This is a genomic window from Bacillus sp. LL01 (genome assembly GCF_001037965.1).
The window spans coordinates 360,765-375,672 of the sequence record NZ_LFEL01000004.1; the positions used below are offsets into that span (position 1 = coordinate 360,765).

Consider the following 14,908-nt stretch of genomic DNA (forward strand, 5'->3'; position numbering starts at 1 on the left):
GGGATTTTCCGAACTCAACCATTCATGTTCATAACTTTATTCGTGTTTTTAAAGGAAACCCCTTTTCAAGTCCACCTTTTTCCTATATAATCACTTCATAATCCAAACAATTCAATAATAGAATAACTCGTATAAAAGTAGGAATATGGCCTACAAGTCTCTACCAAGCTACCGTAAATGGCTTGACTACGAGTGATACTTTAATTTCCCCTTTCTTAGGCTTGACCTGAGTAGGTTTTTGCATTCCCGGAAGTTAGAGATGGTCACTTGTAGTTCTAGTGCCATTTCGACTTTCGGGAATTTTTATGTTCAGAAGGAGGACATCATCATGAAACTATTAAAACAAACCATCCTTGATAAAGGTACTGTTTTACCAAACGGCGTTTTAAAAGTTAACACATTTTTGAATCACCAGGTGGATACAGGATTAATGATTGAAATCGGCAAGGAATTTGCAAAGCGCTTTGCAGACTCCAATATTAATAAAGTGATCACCATTGAATCATCCGGAATTGCCCCAAGTTTCTTTGCTGCCCATACTCTTGGTGTTCCCCTGATTTTTGCAAGAAAGAAAAAATCGCTGACATTGAAGGACAATGTTTATACAAGCGAAGTGTTCTCTTTTACGAAACAAGAGTCAAGTGAAATAACAGTGGCAAAAGAATTCTTGGAGGAAAATGACAGAGTTCTGATTATTGATGATTTCCTGGCAAATGGACAGGCTGCCCAAGGTTTGATTGATGTAGTAAAACAGGCCGGGGCAACTGTTAGCGGAATCGGTATCGTCATCGAAAAAACCTTCCAGCCTGGTAGACAGATATTAGAGGATAAAGGTTATCGTGTTGAATCTCTTGCAAGAATCCAGTCGCTTCAGGACGAAAAGATAATCTTTGTGAAAGAGCCAATTACCGTTACAAACTAAGAAAAATGGAGGTCATCTCATGAAAGCAACGACTGTTAACTACCCTTGGTATAAAAAAGAAGACACCGATGCCTTCTTCGCACTCTTTCAAAATAACTTGGCAAACTTTGTTATCATTGCTGTAACAATGCTTGGCATGGGCTTCCCAGCAAGCATCGTATTCGGCAAAGTCATCCCTGGTGCTGCTGTTGCCGTAATGGTCGGTAACCTTTATTACGCATTTATGGCAAATCGCTTGGCACAAAAAGAAGGAAGAACAGATGTCACTGCTCTCTCCTATGGAATCAGCACTCCTGTCATGTTCGTTTTCTTATTTGGTGTTCTGGCGCCTGCAAACGCATTGACCGGTGATCCGGAACTTGCTTGGAAGATTGCAGTTGCTGCTGCCTTTTTGAGTGGATTAATTGAGACATTAGTAAGCTTCACTGGAAACTGGGTCCGAAACCATTTGCCTCGCGCTGCCATGCTTGGCGCACTTGCCGGGGTCGCCCTTACCTTTATCGCTGGGGAAATGTTATTCAATACCTTTTCCATTCCTGTTGTAGGATTAGTTGCACTTGTTATCATCATTGTCGGTGTTGTTGGGAAGATGTCGATGCCATTTAAAATTCCCGCTTCCTTGTTTGCTGTCATTATTGGGACAGTTCTGGCATTCGCGTTAGGTTATCAATCACCATCACAAATATCTGACGGACTTGCCAATATTGGATTCTATCCTATTTTACCTACATTGGCCGCTTTTGAAGGAATGACTTACCTATTCGGAACACTTATTGGACTATTGGCTATCATACTACCTATCACTCTTTATAATGCGATTGAAACAATGAACAATGTGGATGCTATGTCTGCAGCGGGCGACTCCTATGATGTTCGGGAATGTCAGGCAGTCGATGGAGTAGGCACAATGATAGGAGCTGTTTTTGGAGGCCTCTTCCCTACTACCGTTTATATTGCGACAGTCGGTTCCAAATGGATGGGTGCCGGTAGAGGATACAGCATCTTAAACGCCATCGTTTTCGGAGTCGCAGCCATAACAGGTGTGATTGCTGCTCTCGCTGCTATTATTCCGCTTGCTGCAGTAGCTCCGATCTTGGTATTTGTCGGGATTTCCATGGTAGCAACCGCATTCCAGTCCAATGACAAAAAGTATTTCCCTGCCGTTGCAATTGCAATGCTCCCTTACTTTGCAAACTATGTAATGACCCGCTTCAACAATAGTGCAGGAGAAGTGGTTTCCGGTATTTCTGAGGGAATCGTCCCTCTTGGTCAAGGTGCCATGTTTACAGCTATCGTGCTTGGTTCTATTACTGTTTATATCATCGACCAGGACTACCGCCGAGCAACTTACTTCGCTTTGATTGGTGCTTTCCTATCCTTCGTCGGATTTATGCATGCACCAAAGCTTGCTGTAAATGCTGCTCCTGATTTTGCTATCGGCTATGTGTTAGTGGCTGTATTTTTGGTCTATTGCGCATACCAACGGGCATCGAGTACACTTACTAAAACTGAACGTAAGGTTTCTGTTAAAAGGCAGATTGCGTCTTGAAATAATAACAAATCAAAGTTTGAACCGAGAGAATATCTCGGTTCTTTTTTATTTATCATGCTTTTTCTTTAATTTTTTCCTCTTTCAAGGCGGTTGCCCACGATTTTTGGACGAATGCACATACAATACAAAGTAGGCATAGTTAGGAGGAGAAGTAATGCATTTACAAAATCATTGGTACGGCGTTTCAAACCACGGGCAGCGTAGCATTGGCCCGGGCTATGGAGGAAGACCTGGACATGGAGGGAGACCAGATCCGAGGTTTGTCGGGGTGGGCTTTGGGTTACCTCTATTAGGTGGACTTGCGGGCGGACTGCTAGGCAGCGCGCTATTTAATAACTTTGGATACGGTGGAGGGTTTGGAGGTCCAGGGTTTGGCTATCCTGGTTTTGGATTCGGCGGGCCAGGATTTGGTGTTGGACCAGGGTTCGGCGGTGGACCTGGATTCGGTGGTGGACCTGGATTTGGTGGTGGACCTGGATTCGGTGGTGGACCTGGATTCGGTGGTGGACCTGGATTCGGCGGTGGACCTGGATTCGGTGGTGGACCTGGATTCGGCGGTGGACCTGGATTCGGTGGTGGACCTGGATTCGGCGGTGGACCTGGATTCGGCGGCAGTCAAGGGTTCACTGGTGGGCAAGGGGTTCAAAGTGATTTCCAATAACTCAATTGAAAGGAACAAAAGCCCTCATATGTATTTTCTCAATGAGGGCTTTTAAATTCTTACGAAAGCATAGTAAGATAAAGGCAACTTCCCCAGATAGACCCATTATTATTCCTAATTCTTAGTATCATTTTCATAAATATAGAAAAACTACTGATATCATTGAAAATGAGAGCAGGCCTTACAATGTCGGTTAAGCAACAATACATTGAAATTTATAAAAAAAACAATTTTCTGTCCTATCACATGTGAAGTTTTGGCTTGAGAGCATGTAGTATTCTCCTGGCAATGGTGGATAATGGTCAGTACATTTGTACTCTTATGGACATTGTTTTGGAAACTAAAGGAGACGAATGCTCTGCCGAGAATAACCATTTACGATTTATTCTGGATTATCGTTGCCTCCAACCTGGATGGGCTGGGTTATGAGTTAGGGCTATGGGGATACACTTACAAATTGAGTCCTTTCCTTCCTAAATCCTATGTATTTGATTATTGCTTAATTCCCATTACATATATGCTGATCTATCAATACTTCCCAACAGGAAAAAGCTTCTTTTGTGCAAATGTCATTTTGGCTTTTGGAGCTTCATTTGTAGCCGAACCAGTGGCTGAAAAGCTTGGCCTGTATATCCCTTTTCATTGGAATTTTTTCATTTCCATTCCGCTATACATAATTATTGCATACATCCTAAAATTCTTTACAGAAATCATTTGTCGTTTCATTTTACAAAAAGAAACCGGGTAACCGTAATGGCTACCCTGGTTTTATACAGTCTCTTTTATATCCTTTTTTTCATTCGATTCTTCATCATCACTGTCAATCCCTTCCTCATTGACAACCACTTCAGACTCTTTCTTCTTTTTAAGGAATTCTTCCAAGGCAAGTTTACTATTTCTAGCAGTCAAGATATATAAGAAATCCTTATCCCTGATGACAGTATCACCTGATGGTGTCACAAGAATCCCAGCTCGAATAATGGCATTGATCAGTGTTTTATCCGGAAATTCCAACTCAATCAGTGTTTTTCCGACCATGTCCAGATCCTTTTCCACCTGGAACTCGATAATTTCCGCATTTGCTTTACCAATTGAAACGAGCTCCAAGGAATGTATTGGTGCTATTTTCTTTGGTCCCGTAAGATTCAATTTTCTTGCAAGCATCGTAATCGTCGATCCTTGGACAAGAGTGGAGGTCAACACGACGAAGAATACGACATTAAAGAAAACCTGCGCATTTGGTATTCCTGCAATCATTGGAAATGTAGCGAGAACGATTGGTACTGCTCCTCGAAGACCGGCCCATGATAGAAATACCTTTTCTTTGACACTGAAGTCCATGCCTAGCGTAGAAAGGAATACCGCTATTGGCCTAGCAACGACAATCAAGATTACAGAAAGCAACAAGCCTTTGAACATAATATCCCATTGGAATAACTGACCTGGGAAGACCAACAATCCTAAAATGATGAACATCAGAATTTGCATCATCCATGCAAACCCTTCATTGAAGCGGAAAATTGATTGACGATAGGTAAGTTCATTGTTACCGATAATCAAAGCCGCCACATAAACCGCTAACAGTCCACTTGCTCCCATTAATGCAGCAATACTATATGTCAATAGAGCAAATGCCATGGCAAAGACTGGATATAAACCAGAGGAGTCAAGGTTTATCTTATTAATAGAAAGGGACGCCAGTTTTCCTAGTCCTAATCCCAATAATAAACCAATACCCATCTGCCAGAAGAAGCTTCCGATGAATCCTATGTAACTAGGATTGGAGGCAGTAAGCAATTCAATAAAGGATAATGTCAAAAAAACTGCCATCGGATCATTCGTACCGGACTCTGCCTCAAGTGTGGCGCCCATACGTGCTTTAATGTTCTGACCTTTCAAGACTGCGAATACTGCTGCTGCATCTGTTGAACCAACAATTGCTCCGAACAGGAATGCTTCCAACCAAGATACATCCAGGATTAGTTTCGCAGATGCCGCGACCAGAGCCGAAGTCAGGATTACACCGAGAGTTGCCAATGTTAAAGACGGTTTAACAACTTTTCTTACCGTTGTCCATTTTGTTTGTAGCCCCCCCTCAAACAGAATGATGACAAGAGCGAAGATACCAATCAGCTGAGCGTGCTTCACATTATCAAAGTAGATGAAACCGAGTCCATCACTGCCCGCAATCATGCCGACAATGATGAACAGAACCAGCGCAGGAACACCGAGTCTTGAAGAAAATTTGGTTGTAATGACACCAACAATTAGAAGAAATGCGGTTAACAAAATAAAATAATCTACATTCAATGCACCTTGTAGCATTATATCCCCCCTTATAAATTCACATCGATTTTAACTGGTATATTTTCTTGTTTATTGATTCCCAAATAGCGGAGTGTTTCTGAAGGTGTGGAATGATGAAAGTGCTTTTGGAGTATAGAGACTGCCACACCACTTCTGTATGCATGGTATCCGAAGGTTTTACGCAAAGTATGTGTTCCCACTTTGCCGGGTACCCCGACGTCTTTTGCAGCTTTATTAATGATGCGATATGCCTGCTGTCTGGTAATCGGGGAACTGCATTTTTGGGATTTGAATAAATAATCCGTGGAATGCAGTTCTCTCTTATGAAGGTATTGCTTTATGGCTTGTTTGACATGTTTGTTCATGAAGACATAAGGTTCATTATCCACGTAATAAAACTCTTTGATATTACCGTCTTCAGTAACATCCCCAACTTTTACATGCAAGAGTTCACTAAGCCTAAGGCCCATATTAATCCCCATAACAAAGAACAAGTAATCTCTTAAGGAGTAGTTCTTTAAATATTCTTTAATCTGTTGAATATATTTGCGATCTTTCAATGCTTCAACATATTCCACAAAAACGCCTCCTTAATGTTACTTAACTTCATTATAACATATATATATGTAACATTTTAATGATATACACCAAAAAAAATAAACCCCATTTACGTGGGGTTTATTTGGCTGCACAAAGGGGCAATTCCATTGTTTTTACATAAAAATCAAAACAAGCGTACCAACAATAAAACAATAGATGGAGAAATAAATCAGGTTTCCTTTTGCCATGATCCCCATAAACCATTTCAATGAAAAATATGACGCAATCAAAGAAGCGATAAACGCCAATGAATAAGGCAGGACAATTTCATTTAAATTATCCATTCCAAGTAAGTCCTTAATTGCCAGTAGGATGCTTCCCACACTTACCGGAATGAATAGAAGGAACGAAAACCTTAATGCCGTTTCCTGTTTCATTCCTCGTGCCATCGCCGCAACAATCGTTGCACCAGATCTACTGACACCTGGAATCAATGCTACCGCCTGTGCGAAGCCGACAATGATTGCATCAAGGGTTGAAAGTTCAGCATCATTTTTTCTTCCTCTAAGGTTACGAATCAACCAAAGTGCGATACCTGTAGCAATAAGTGTGACACCAATAACTTTAATGTTCTCTAATGCACCTGAAATCACATCACCATACACCACGCCAATTACTCCGGCTGGAATGGTACCTATGATCAGATACACAACAAACATGAAATCAGCTTTATCCTCTTTATCTTTTTTTGTTATGAAGCGTAATGCTCCGAAGAAAAGTCTGGAGATGGATTCGCGGTAAATGATTAGGATAGCTATCAAAGAAGCTGCATTTACTACAATTTCAAAAGTCAGGCCCTCGAGTCTCATTCCCATTAGCTCTTGCAAAATCATGACATGACCGCTTGAAGAAACCGGTATCGGCTCTGTGATCCCTTGGAAAATTCCAAGGAATATGTACTTCAATAAATTTAAAATTTCTTCCATACAAGTTATACCTCAATTTCTAATAATAATAAATACCAAGTATAGCACATATGCTACTGCCAAGAAGCTGCCTTCTCTTTTTCCTATACGGAAATTCGTTCGAGAAAAGACTAGAAGAATTACAGTCAATATCAGCATCAGGCCAATATCCACAAATACTTTTCCATTGACTGGTAAAGGTGTAATCAGGGAAGACGTCCCGAGTACAAAAAAGATGTTGAAAATATTGCTTCCTACGATATTTCCAAGGGCTATCTCACTCTGTTTCTTAATGGCTGCCGTGATGGATGTGACCAATTCCGGTAAAGATGTACCAATCGCAACAATGGTTAAACCCACGAGTGTTTCACTCATGCCAAGAGATACGGCTATATCCGTACTGTTTCTGACAACAAGTTCTCCACCGAATATTATGGCAGCAAGACCGACTAATGTACGAATGCTTTTCTTGCCCCAAACCGCTTTCTCGGATGTTTCTACCGGTTCCATCTTGTCTCTGTTATTTCTAGCAACCTCAAAAATATAATACATGAAGATACTAAAAATCAACAGAAATATTAATCCATCACTTCTCGTAATCAGGTTTTCTGTGAATCCTTGCAGGACCACATCACTGATCAGAACAAGTAGGACCGTACTACCGAGCAGCGTGAAAGGAATTTCTTTTCTAATTGTTTCGCTTTCCACTTTTAATGGATTCAATAATGCCGTTAGTCCCACTACAAGGGTTATGTTGAAAATATTACTTCCAATGACATTCCCTAACGAAATTTCGGCACTTCCATCAAGTGCCGCCAATATACTTACCGTCGCTTCAGGTGAACTTGTTCCAAATGCAACAATCGTCAACCCGATCAACAAAGGCGAGATGCGGAGGATTTTTGCAATTTGCGAAGCTCCTTCCACAAACCAATCCGCCCCTTTAATCAGCAAAGCGAATCCGACAATTAATAGTAAATACGTCATGTTTCATGTTCCTTTCCTAGACAAAATCAATTTCTTATTCCACTTTACCTGAAACCTTCTCTAATTGATGATACCAATCTTTTGTTTGTTCTGCACTTTTTGAATTAATGAAAATTCTATCATCTTTCGTCTCGATATATAAATAGGGAGAATTACCTTTATGAATGAACAACAAACTGCTTTCATAGTCTTTGACCTTAAAATGCCCTTTGGACATGGATTGCATACCGTATCCGTTTGTTCGGAGCGTTACTTCCGGCATTTCGTCCAACAGTTCCATATGAGTGACCTCTTCATAGTACCACTCATCTCCGTACACTCCGGTTACCTCAAACGAATCCTCTTTTAGTAACAATTCCGGATCCTGGTAGCCAAAATAGAAAATGACCGATAAGAAGCCAAAAGTGATGAATGCGATGGAACTACTAATGATATAGCTTTTCTTTCGTTTTTTTGGTATTTCGTATTTGGAAAGGTAAATGAAGCCCCCCAGCAAAAGAACAACCATTACCCCTATCTGCAATTCTAGAGCATATGGGAATGCTGTAAACAACAAAGGTAGCAAAAGCAGTAGGACAAGCCCTGTCGCAAGAAGCAGCTTTCCTGTTTTTTGCGGATAACCATTGCGTATGAGCTCCTCTTTCTCATCTTGCGGACGTGATCTGAAACTGGAAATTAATCCGTAGGCTTCTTTTTTGACGATAGCCCACCCTATCAATAGGAAAACAAGCACCAATGCTAGCTGTATGAAAAAAAATAACCACATGTTTATTCCCCTTTCTCTACATTCTTTGCTAATCATACGTATTTCGAAGTCTATAAGTTTCAAATCTTAAATATCTTATTAATAGCCCTTTCAACGGAGGTGATTGTTGGACAGATGAGCTTGGTGATTATATTGATTCCTGTTGTCATTTTACTTCTTATTTTTTTATTGATTGGATTTTTGATCAGTAATAGTTCCAGAACATTAGGTGAGAAAAGGAGTGCCATTATGATAAGAGTAGTTTACTATTATGTGATATTGTTTATGACATTGATGATGACCATCGGGGGAAGTGTTGCAGTTTTCATGGCTATCGCCGATATTGTTTCCCCATCCAGCTACTATCAGACATACAGCGATTATAAAGAAATGAAGATAGCCAACAAAACAAAGTATGATGATTCTGGCAAACCAACTTCTGTACCTGAAATAGATGAAGAGGAGATGCTTGCAGAATACAATACGGTGGTTGCACAAGAAAAAGAACGTAATCGAGAAATGGCATGGAACAGCCTGATTAAAAGCTTTGGTTGGATCATCATTCCACTCCCTGTGTTCATCTTTTATCAGAGAAAAGTCAGGCGGAATGAATAGATAAGAAATAAAATAAGAAAAACCGGACAAAAACCGCCCGGTCCTTTATTGCTAAATATTGAGTTAGCCTCCGCAGGCTTGCCGAGTAGGCTCCCGGACCGCCCACTGGAAAGCGAAGCGCCTGGAACGGAAATCAACCGGATTTTATACTTTCTTACTTTTATAAAAAGGTCACCCGGCACCACTGCAAATTAGCAGCTGTCAGGTGGTCTTTCCATTTTTCAATGCGGTTTGATCAATTTTCCAACTTAGCCAATCTCTTTTTCTCCTGCCTGCTCGTCAACAAGCTATAAATGACCGGAATTACAACCAAGGTCAGCACTGTAGAACTCAACAGTCCACCAATAACCGCGATGGCCATCGGAGCCTGCAACTCGGTTCCTTCTCCCAAACCAATTGCCAATGGTAGTAACCCTAACATCGTTGTCAGTGCTGTCATGACAATCGGACGTAGACGTGTTGCTCCAGCCTGAATCAGCGCTTCACGAACCAACATTCCTTTTGCTCTAAGCTGATTCGTATAATCAATAAATACAATGGCGTTATTCACCACAATCCCCACCAATATGATGATTCCAATGAAGGCCGTAACCCCGAAAGCATAGCCTGTCACAAACAAACCTAGAATCACTCCGATTATTGCGAGTGGTAATGTAAACATGATGATAAATGGTTGCAGCAACGATTCAAATTGACTCGCCATTACCATATAAACAAACACAATAGCAAGAACAACAGCCAATAGCAGGCTTGCGAAGGCATCATCCATCATTTCAGCCCCACCACCGGTTTTGATAGTATATTGATCAGTATTAATATCCAGATCCTTTACCATTTCGTTGATGGTATTCTGCACATTCATGGAAACCGTACCCATGTCTGTTCCTTCAAATGTTGCTGTCAGCATGATAGAGTCCTGTTGATTTTCCCGTACGACTGTTACAGGACCTTCCCCTCTGATCACTTCACCGATATCTTTCAATGCCACTTCCTGACCGGATTGATTTGGTACCAACAAATTCTCAAGGTCCTCTTTAGAATTGGATATTCCATCCATGTGAACTCTTACATCTGTATCATAGATGGTAGCTGCAACATTTCCTTGCAAGGATTCATTGATGAAGTTACCAACTTGTCCGGCAGTCAGACCGAATTTGAAAGCTTCCTCTTTGTCCAAGATAAACTGGTATTCAGGTTTCCCTGTCTGGACACTGTCTGTTACGGAACGGATCTCTTCCAACCCATTCAACCGTTCAGAAAGGTCCGCTGTGTACTCTACCAATTTTTCTTTATCATTACCAAGCAGCATTACTTCCACTGCATTCTGGGCTCCACTCATCGCTTCCATGGAATTGCTTAAGTTGAAGGTAAGCGTTGCATCTTCTTCCCAACTACTAACCTGGTCTTTTACTGTATTCATGACTTGCTCGGTGGAACGTTCTCTTTCACCCGCTCCCACAAGCTTTACTGTTAAGCTTCCTTGGTTCTCCCCGCCTCCGGTTGCAGCTGCCATTAATGCATCGGCATTACCAACAGAAGCCGTAACGATATCCACTTCCTCCATCGCTAAAATCTCTTCTTCCATTCCTTCTACAACTTCCAATGTCCGTTCAAATGAAGCTCCTTCCGGAAGCTCCACATCCACTGAAAATGTTCCCTCGTCCTGTGAAGGCATGAATTCCGTTCCAATTCTTGGTGCCAGGAAAAAGGAACCCACTAGCGTACCAATTGCAAGAAGTATGATTATCAAACGATGATCAAGCGCCCAGGAAATAACCTTTTTGTAGGCTTTGCTTTCTTTCTTTTCCTTCACTTTTTCCGGTTTAAGAAGTATTCCGGCAAGCGCTGGAACGACGGTCAGTGCCACTGCCCAAGATGCGAGTAATGCAAATGTAACTGTCAACGCCAACTCTTTGAATATATCACCTATCATTCCGCCAACAAATACCATCGGTAAGAAGACAGATAAGGTCGTTAGCATCGATGCTGTCACGGCGCCTCCTACTTCTGTCGCTCCCGTAACTGCCGCCTCTTTGCGAGACCCTCCTTTGGAAAGGTGACGATAAATATTTTCTATAACGACAATGGCGTTATCTACAAGCATTCCTACTCCCAGAGCCAATCCTCCTAGCGACATGATGTTCAATGTCATTCCGGAGAAATACATCAATACAAAGGTTGCGACAACCGAGAACGGGATAGCAATCCCGACAATTAGGGTTGAAGCAACAGAACGCAGGAATACGATAATGACTGCTACCGCGAAAAGTCCACCGAATACAAGGGCAAGTGTTACATTGGAGATGGATTGTTCAATCACTTCTCCTTGGTCCATTGCAACATCAAAGGTTAGATCACTATTAGAGTTGCCGATGGAATCTAGTCTTTCCTGGACTTTGGACGAAACCTCTGCAGTATTGGCTGTTCCCTCTTTTTGGATACTAACCATCAAGCTTTCAGTACCATTTGTTCTTGCAAAAGAGGACACATCTTTCGGAGCTAATTCCACCTCGGCCACTTCCCCGAGTGTGACTACTTCCATTTCTTCTCCACTTGGATTTATACTGACTGGAAGCTCTCTTAATGCATCTACTGTTTCCACTTTGGCTAGAATACGAAGATTCAGCTTTTCGCCGCCTTCTTCAATGACACCACCAGGAAGGGTCATATTGTTTCCTTGAATCAACTGAACAATCTGTGACTGTGTGAGGTTGTTTTCCTCAAGGGTTTCTTCATTTAATGTAACTTTAATTTCCTCTTCGAAACCACCTGTCACATTGACGCTTGCCACTCCATCAATATTTTGCAATTGTGGCACGATCAAATCGTTGACCGTTTCTTGAAGGAATTGGATCTCTTCTCCACTAGAAACGGAAAATTGAACAATCGGCATCATAGTCGGATCAAATTTAATGATGGTCGGTTGACCCACTGCGTCAGGCAATTGCACCAGATTAAGTGAAGAGCTTAGATCCTCCCTTATCTCGGATATATCCGAACCCCATTCGTATTGGGCAATTATAAGTGAGGAATTCGAACTACTTCGGGATTGCAATGTCTGTAAACCTGCACTCGTTCCCACTACATCTTCTATCGGTTTGGTTACTATGTCCGCTACTTCTTCAGGTCCAGCTCCAGGATAGGTGGTCATGACGGCAAGGACAGGGGGATTGATATTTGGCATTAAATCCATTTTTAAATTCGTTAGTGATACAAATCCCAATAACAGCACGAGCATCATCATCATGATGGTTGTAACGGGTCTTTTTACTGCAATTTTTGGTATTTTCATTAGAAATCGGTTCCTCCATATTATGTTGGTAAGAGTACTGTCAGTCTCCCCTTACCTTTCTTTTCTGATTTTCTAACATGGCTACCTTTCGTTTCATGTAGCGATATAAAAAAAAACTAGGTATAAATGCAAACAGTAAAGCGATAAGAAGATAGCCTTCTATTTTCTCAGACAATAACCCGTTCGCAATAAAACTCAATAAAAGCAGATAGAGTGCATTCCCCAAAAATGTAGCTGTCAGAAAGGGAGTCAAACGTATGGAACTGACACCCCCAGCCAGGTTAATGAAACTTGATGGGATAAAAGGGACGACTCGGAGCAGCAATACAAATAAAAAGCCATTCTTTTCAAGCTTTTCAATATACCCTTTTTTCACTTTGTGGATCAAGAGGGATTGAAACCAATATCGGAACACGATAAATGCCATCATTGCTCCAACAACACTTGTCGCAAGGCTCCATAAGTACCCATACACGAAACCGAACAAAGCAATATTTATGACAATGATTCCGACAATCGGGATTAGCGTAAATAGGTTTTGGATACTCATAAGCAGAAACGTGATAAGGAGAATGGAGAAGATTTCTTCTCTAAGGAACAACTGTATCTGTTCTATATCGCCACTTTTGAATATGGAAAACCACTCTGTTTGGACAACCCATATCAATGAAACGGCTACAGCAGAAAAAGACAGCATCTTCCATATTCGTCTACTGGGAATGAAAGCCCCCTCCCTTCTTATCTTTTGGCTATTTTCGTAACTTTGTTGTTTTTCGCTAATTGCCGATTTTTTACTTGTGAATAACAACATTCATTGAGAAAAGAGCTTTTATTTTCACTACTGACTTCTACCATATACAGGGTACTATGTGAATATGAACACAAAATGAACACCTTGATTATTTTTTATGTTTTTCCGCTAACGGTAAATAAAATAGGAAGGTCGTCCCTTGTCCAATTGTGCTCTCCACTGTGATGGCAATTCCATGCTGATCTAGAATATGTTTTACGATGGAAAGGCCGATTCCGGTGCCCATTTTACTGGATCTCGCTTTGTCCACTTTGAAAAATCGCTGCCAAATAAACGGAATATCTGCTTCATCAATACCTTTGCCATAGTCCTTTATGGTGATAAAGGCGTTACTGTCTTTTTCCGTAAGGATCACTTCCATCCTGCTTCCTTTCGGAGAGAATTGGACTCCATTTTGAATCAGGTTTGTTAAGACCTGCTCCATTCTATCCGCGTCCGCAAATACATTCAATTCCTCACCGATTTCTTTGAAATCTATTTCGATTTGATGTTTTTTCAACTCAGGCTCCATTTTGGCAATCACTCTTCGGAGCTGTTCAGAAATGTTATAGGATTCAGGTGTCAACGTGATTTGTTTGGATTCCAATTGTGTCATATCAAGAAGATCATTGACCAGTTTGATCAGCCTGTCCGTTTCAACACGCATAATGGTTAAATAATGGTCCCTGCGGTGTTCAGGTATCGTTCCGTCCTGAATTGCCACTAAAAACCCCTTAATGGATGTCAACGGAGAACGCAAGTCATGGGAAACGTTTGCTACAAAATCTCTTCGTACCTGTTCCATTTCTGCCAGCTCTTTTGCCATGTAATTGACGGATTCCCCGAGTTGTCCTATTTCGTCTTTACGATTGATGGTCACTTCCCTTGAAAAATCCCCTTTTGCAAATTCCAGCACATTTTCGTTCAACTCACGCAAGGGTGCTGTGATTTTTCTCGACGCAAAGAAAATGATAATTCCTGTCACTAGAATGGTGATAAAGATGGCACCAAGGTTCAATAAGCGAATCGGGTTGACATCCCGGTCAAATCCATGAAAAACCACCACCATGGCATGATTCGGAGTTTCTTCTGTTTCTATTTCCATAGGCAGGGAAATGATGAACATATGTCGATCGTCCACTTTGACCTTCTTGATTACTTCTTCATTATTAAGCGCCTTTTCCACATATTCCTCTTCTATGATGGGGAGTAGTTCTGTTCTTGAATCACCTAAAAACTTTTGCTTCCCATCCGATCCGAAGATGAACGTTGTCTGATCTTCCTTATGCATACTCAGCTCGAGAGATGAATAAAAAGTGTTATCATCCAATACTTTTCCTGATACTCCATTGATGTAGCTTGTCAACTGATCCCTCTGGTAGTATAGGGAGTCTTGATAATTCTTAAAGAGGACACTATGCAGTAGATAGTTGAAAATAACTGCAAAAAGTAAAAAAGATACAAATAAAATCAGCAATGACGTTAAAAACAGTTTTATGAAAATGGACTTTCTGTTAATAGATTTCATCAAT

13 protein-coding genes and 1 riboswitch are annotated in these 14,908 nt (G+C 41.2%); of the genes, 5 read left to right on the plus strand and 8 right to left on the minus strand.

Going from position 1 to position 14,908, the window contains the following annotated elements; translation table 11 throughout:
* The first annotated feature begins 107 nt into the window (after positions 1 to 107).
* Positions 108 to 209, plus strand: a riboswitch (purine riboswitch).
* Positions 210 to 328: 119 nt separating this feature from the next.
* The 4 genes from AB685_RS14275 (at position 329) to AB685_RS14290 (ending at position 3,883) form a co-directional block, all read left to right on the plus strand.
* On the plus strand, positions 329 to 922 hold the full coding sequence (locus AB685_RS14275) for a xanthine phosphoribosyltransferase (protein ID WP_047971262.1): 594 nt from the start codon (positions 329 to 331) through the stop codon (positions 920 to 922).
* Between the two features lie 19 nt (positions 923 to 941).
* A complete protein-coding gene (locus AB685_RS14280; protein ID WP_047971263.1) occupies positions 942 to 2,471 on the plus strand; it encodes an NCS2 family permease in 1,530 nt (509 codons plus the stop codon).
* 157 nt (positions 2,472 to 2,628) lie between these two features.
* A complete protein-coding gene (locus AB685_RS31310; RefSeq protein ID WP_053073816.1) occupies positions 2,629 to 3,135 on the plus strand; it encodes a hypothetical protein in 507 nt (168 codons plus the stop codon).
* A gap of 298 nt (positions 3,136 to 3,433) precedes the next feature.
* Positions 3,434 to 3,883 carry a CBO0543 family protein gene (locus AB685_RS14290; RefSeq protein WP_053073817.1) on the plus strand — a complete coding sequence of 150 codons (450 nt, stop codon included), beginning with the start codon at positions 3,434 to 3,436 and terminating at the stop codon, positions 3,881 to 3,883.
* Positions 3,884 to 3,903: 20 nt separating this feature from the next.
* Here AB685_RS14290 and AB685_RS14295 read toward each other — a convergent pair whose 3' ends face one another.
* The 5 genes from AB685_RS14295 to AB685_RS14315 form a co-directional block, all read right to left on the minus strand.
* The gene (locus tag AB685_RS14295) at positions 3,904 to 5,460 is read right to left on the minus strand and encodes a potassium/proton antiporter (protein WP_047971264.1); all 1,557 of its coding nucleotides are present in this window, start codon (positions 5,458 to 5,460) and stop codon (positions 3,904 to 3,906) included.
* Positions 5,461 to 5,471: 11 nt separating this feature from the next.
* The gene (locus tag AB685_RS14300; protein WP_047971265.1) at positions 5,472 to 6,020 is read right to left on the minus strand and encodes a tyrosine-type recombinase/integrase; all 549 of its coding nucleotides are present in this window, start codon (positions 6,018 to 6,020) and stop codon (positions 5,472 to 5,474) included.
* A 135-nt stretch (positions 6,021 to 6,155) separates the two neighbouring features.
* The gene (locus tag AB685_RS14305) at positions 6,156 to 6,968 is read right to left on the minus strand and encodes an undecaprenyl-diphosphate phosphatase (protein ID WP_047971266.1); all 813 of its coding nucleotides are present in this window, start codon (positions 6,966 to 6,968) and stop codon (positions 6,156 to 6,158) included.
* Positions 6,969 to 6,980: 12 nt separating this feature from the next.
* On the minus strand, positions 6,981 to 7,934 hold the full coding sequence (locus tag AB685_RS14310; RefSeq protein ID WP_047971267.1) for a calcium/sodium antiporter: 954 nt from the start codon (positions 7,932 to 7,934) through the stop codon (positions 6,981 to 6,983).
* 34 nt (positions 7,935 to 7,968) lie between these two features.
* The gene (locus AB685_RS14315) at positions 7,969 to 8,700 is read right to left on the minus strand and encodes a DUF3784 domain-containing protein (protein ID WP_047971268.1); all 732 of its coding nucleotides are present in this window, start codon (positions 8,698 to 8,700) and stop codon (positions 7,969 to 7,971) included.
* Between the two features lie 228 nt (positions 8,701 to 8,928).
* Here AB685_RS14315 and AB685_RS14320 point away from each other — a divergent pair, with 228 nt between their 5' ends.
* Positions 8,929 to 9,294 (plus strand): hypothetical protein, encoded by a 366-nt coding sequence (locus AB685_RS14320; RefSeq protein WP_053073829.1) that lies wholly within the window; start codon positions 8,929 to 8,931, stop codon positions 9,292 to 9,294.
* Between the two features lie 235 nt (positions 9,295 to 9,529).
* Here AB685_RS14320 and AB685_RS14325 read toward each other — a convergent pair whose 3' ends face one another.
* The 3 genes from AB685_RS14325 to AB685_RS29765 all read right to left on the minus strand — a co-directional run bounded on the left by AB685_RS14325 (position 9,530) and on the right by AB685_RS29765 (position 14,904).
* Positions 9,530 to 12,586, minus strand: coding sequence for an efflux RND transporter permease subunit (locus AB685_RS14325; protein ID WP_047971269.1), 3,057 nt, complete (start codon positions 12,584 to 12,586; stop codon positions 9,530 to 9,532).
* A gap of 40 nt (positions 12,587 to 12,626) precedes the next feature.
* The gene (locus tag AB685_RS14330; RefSeq protein WP_053073818.1) at positions 12,627 to 13,283 is read right to left on the minus strand and encodes a VTT domain-containing protein; all 657 of its coding nucleotides are present in this window, start codon (positions 13,281 to 13,283) and stop codon (positions 12,627 to 12,629) included.
* Positions 13,284 to 13,485: 202 nt separating this feature from the next.
* Positions 13,486 to 14,904, minus strand: a complete 1,419-nt coding sequence (locus tag AB685_RS29765) for a HAMP domain-containing sensor histidine kinase (RefSeq protein WP_241773305.1) — start codon at positions 14,902 to 14,904, stop codon at positions 13,486 to 13,488.
* Positions 14,905 to 14,908: the final 4 nt, after the last annotated feature.

Excerpts from the sequence above, each read along its gene's own strand:
- AB685_RS14275 (WP_047971262.1), top strand. The coding sequence starts at position 329 with ATGAAACTATTAAAACAAACCATCCTTGATAAAGGTACTGTTTTACCA.
- AB685_RS14280 (WP_047971263.1), top strand. The coding sequence starts at position 942 with ATGAAAGCAACGACTGTTAACTACCCTTGGTATAAAAAAGAAGACACC.
- AB685_RS31310 (WP_053073816.1), top strand. The coding sequence starts at position 2,629 with ATGCATTTACAAAATCATTGGTACGGCGTTTCAAACCACGGGCAGCGT.
- AB685_RS14290 (WP_053073817.1), top strand. The coding sequence starts at position 3,434 with ATGGTCAGTACATTTGTACTCTTATGGACATTGTTTTGGAAACTAAAG.
- AB685_RS14295 (WP_047971264.1), bottom strand. The coding sequence starts at position 5,460 with ATGCTACAAGGTGCATTGAATGTAGATTATTTTATTTTGTTAACCGCA.
- AB685_RS14305 (WP_047971266.1), bottom strand. The coding sequence starts at position 6,968 with ATGGAAGAAATTTTAAATTTATTGAAGTACATATTCCTTGGAATTTTC.
- AB685_RS14310 (WP_047971267.1), bottom strand. The coding sequence starts at position 7,934 with ATGACGTATTTACTATTAATTGTCGGATTCGCTTTGCTGATTAAAGGG.
- AB685_RS14315 (WP_047971268.1), bottom strand. The coding sequence starts at position 8,700 with ATGTGGTTATTTTTTTTCATACAGCTAGCATTGGTGCTTGTTTTCCTA.
- AB685_RS14320 (WP_053073829.1), top strand. The coding sequence starts at position 8,929 with ATGATAAGAGTAGTTTACTATTATGTGATATTGTTTATGACATTGATG.
- AB685_RS14325 (WP_047971269.1), bottom strand. The coding sequence starts at position 12,586 with ATGAAAATACCAAAAATTGCAGTAAAAAGACCCGTTACAACCATCATG.
- AB685_RS14330 (WP_053073818.1), bottom strand. The coding sequence starts at position 13,283 with ATGCTGTCTTTTTCTGCTGTAGCCGTTTCATTGATATGGGTTGTCCAA.
- AB685_RS29765 (WP_241773305.1), bottom strand. The coding sequence starts at position 14,904 with ATGAAATCTATTAACAGAAAGTCCATTTTCATAAAACTGTTTTTAACG.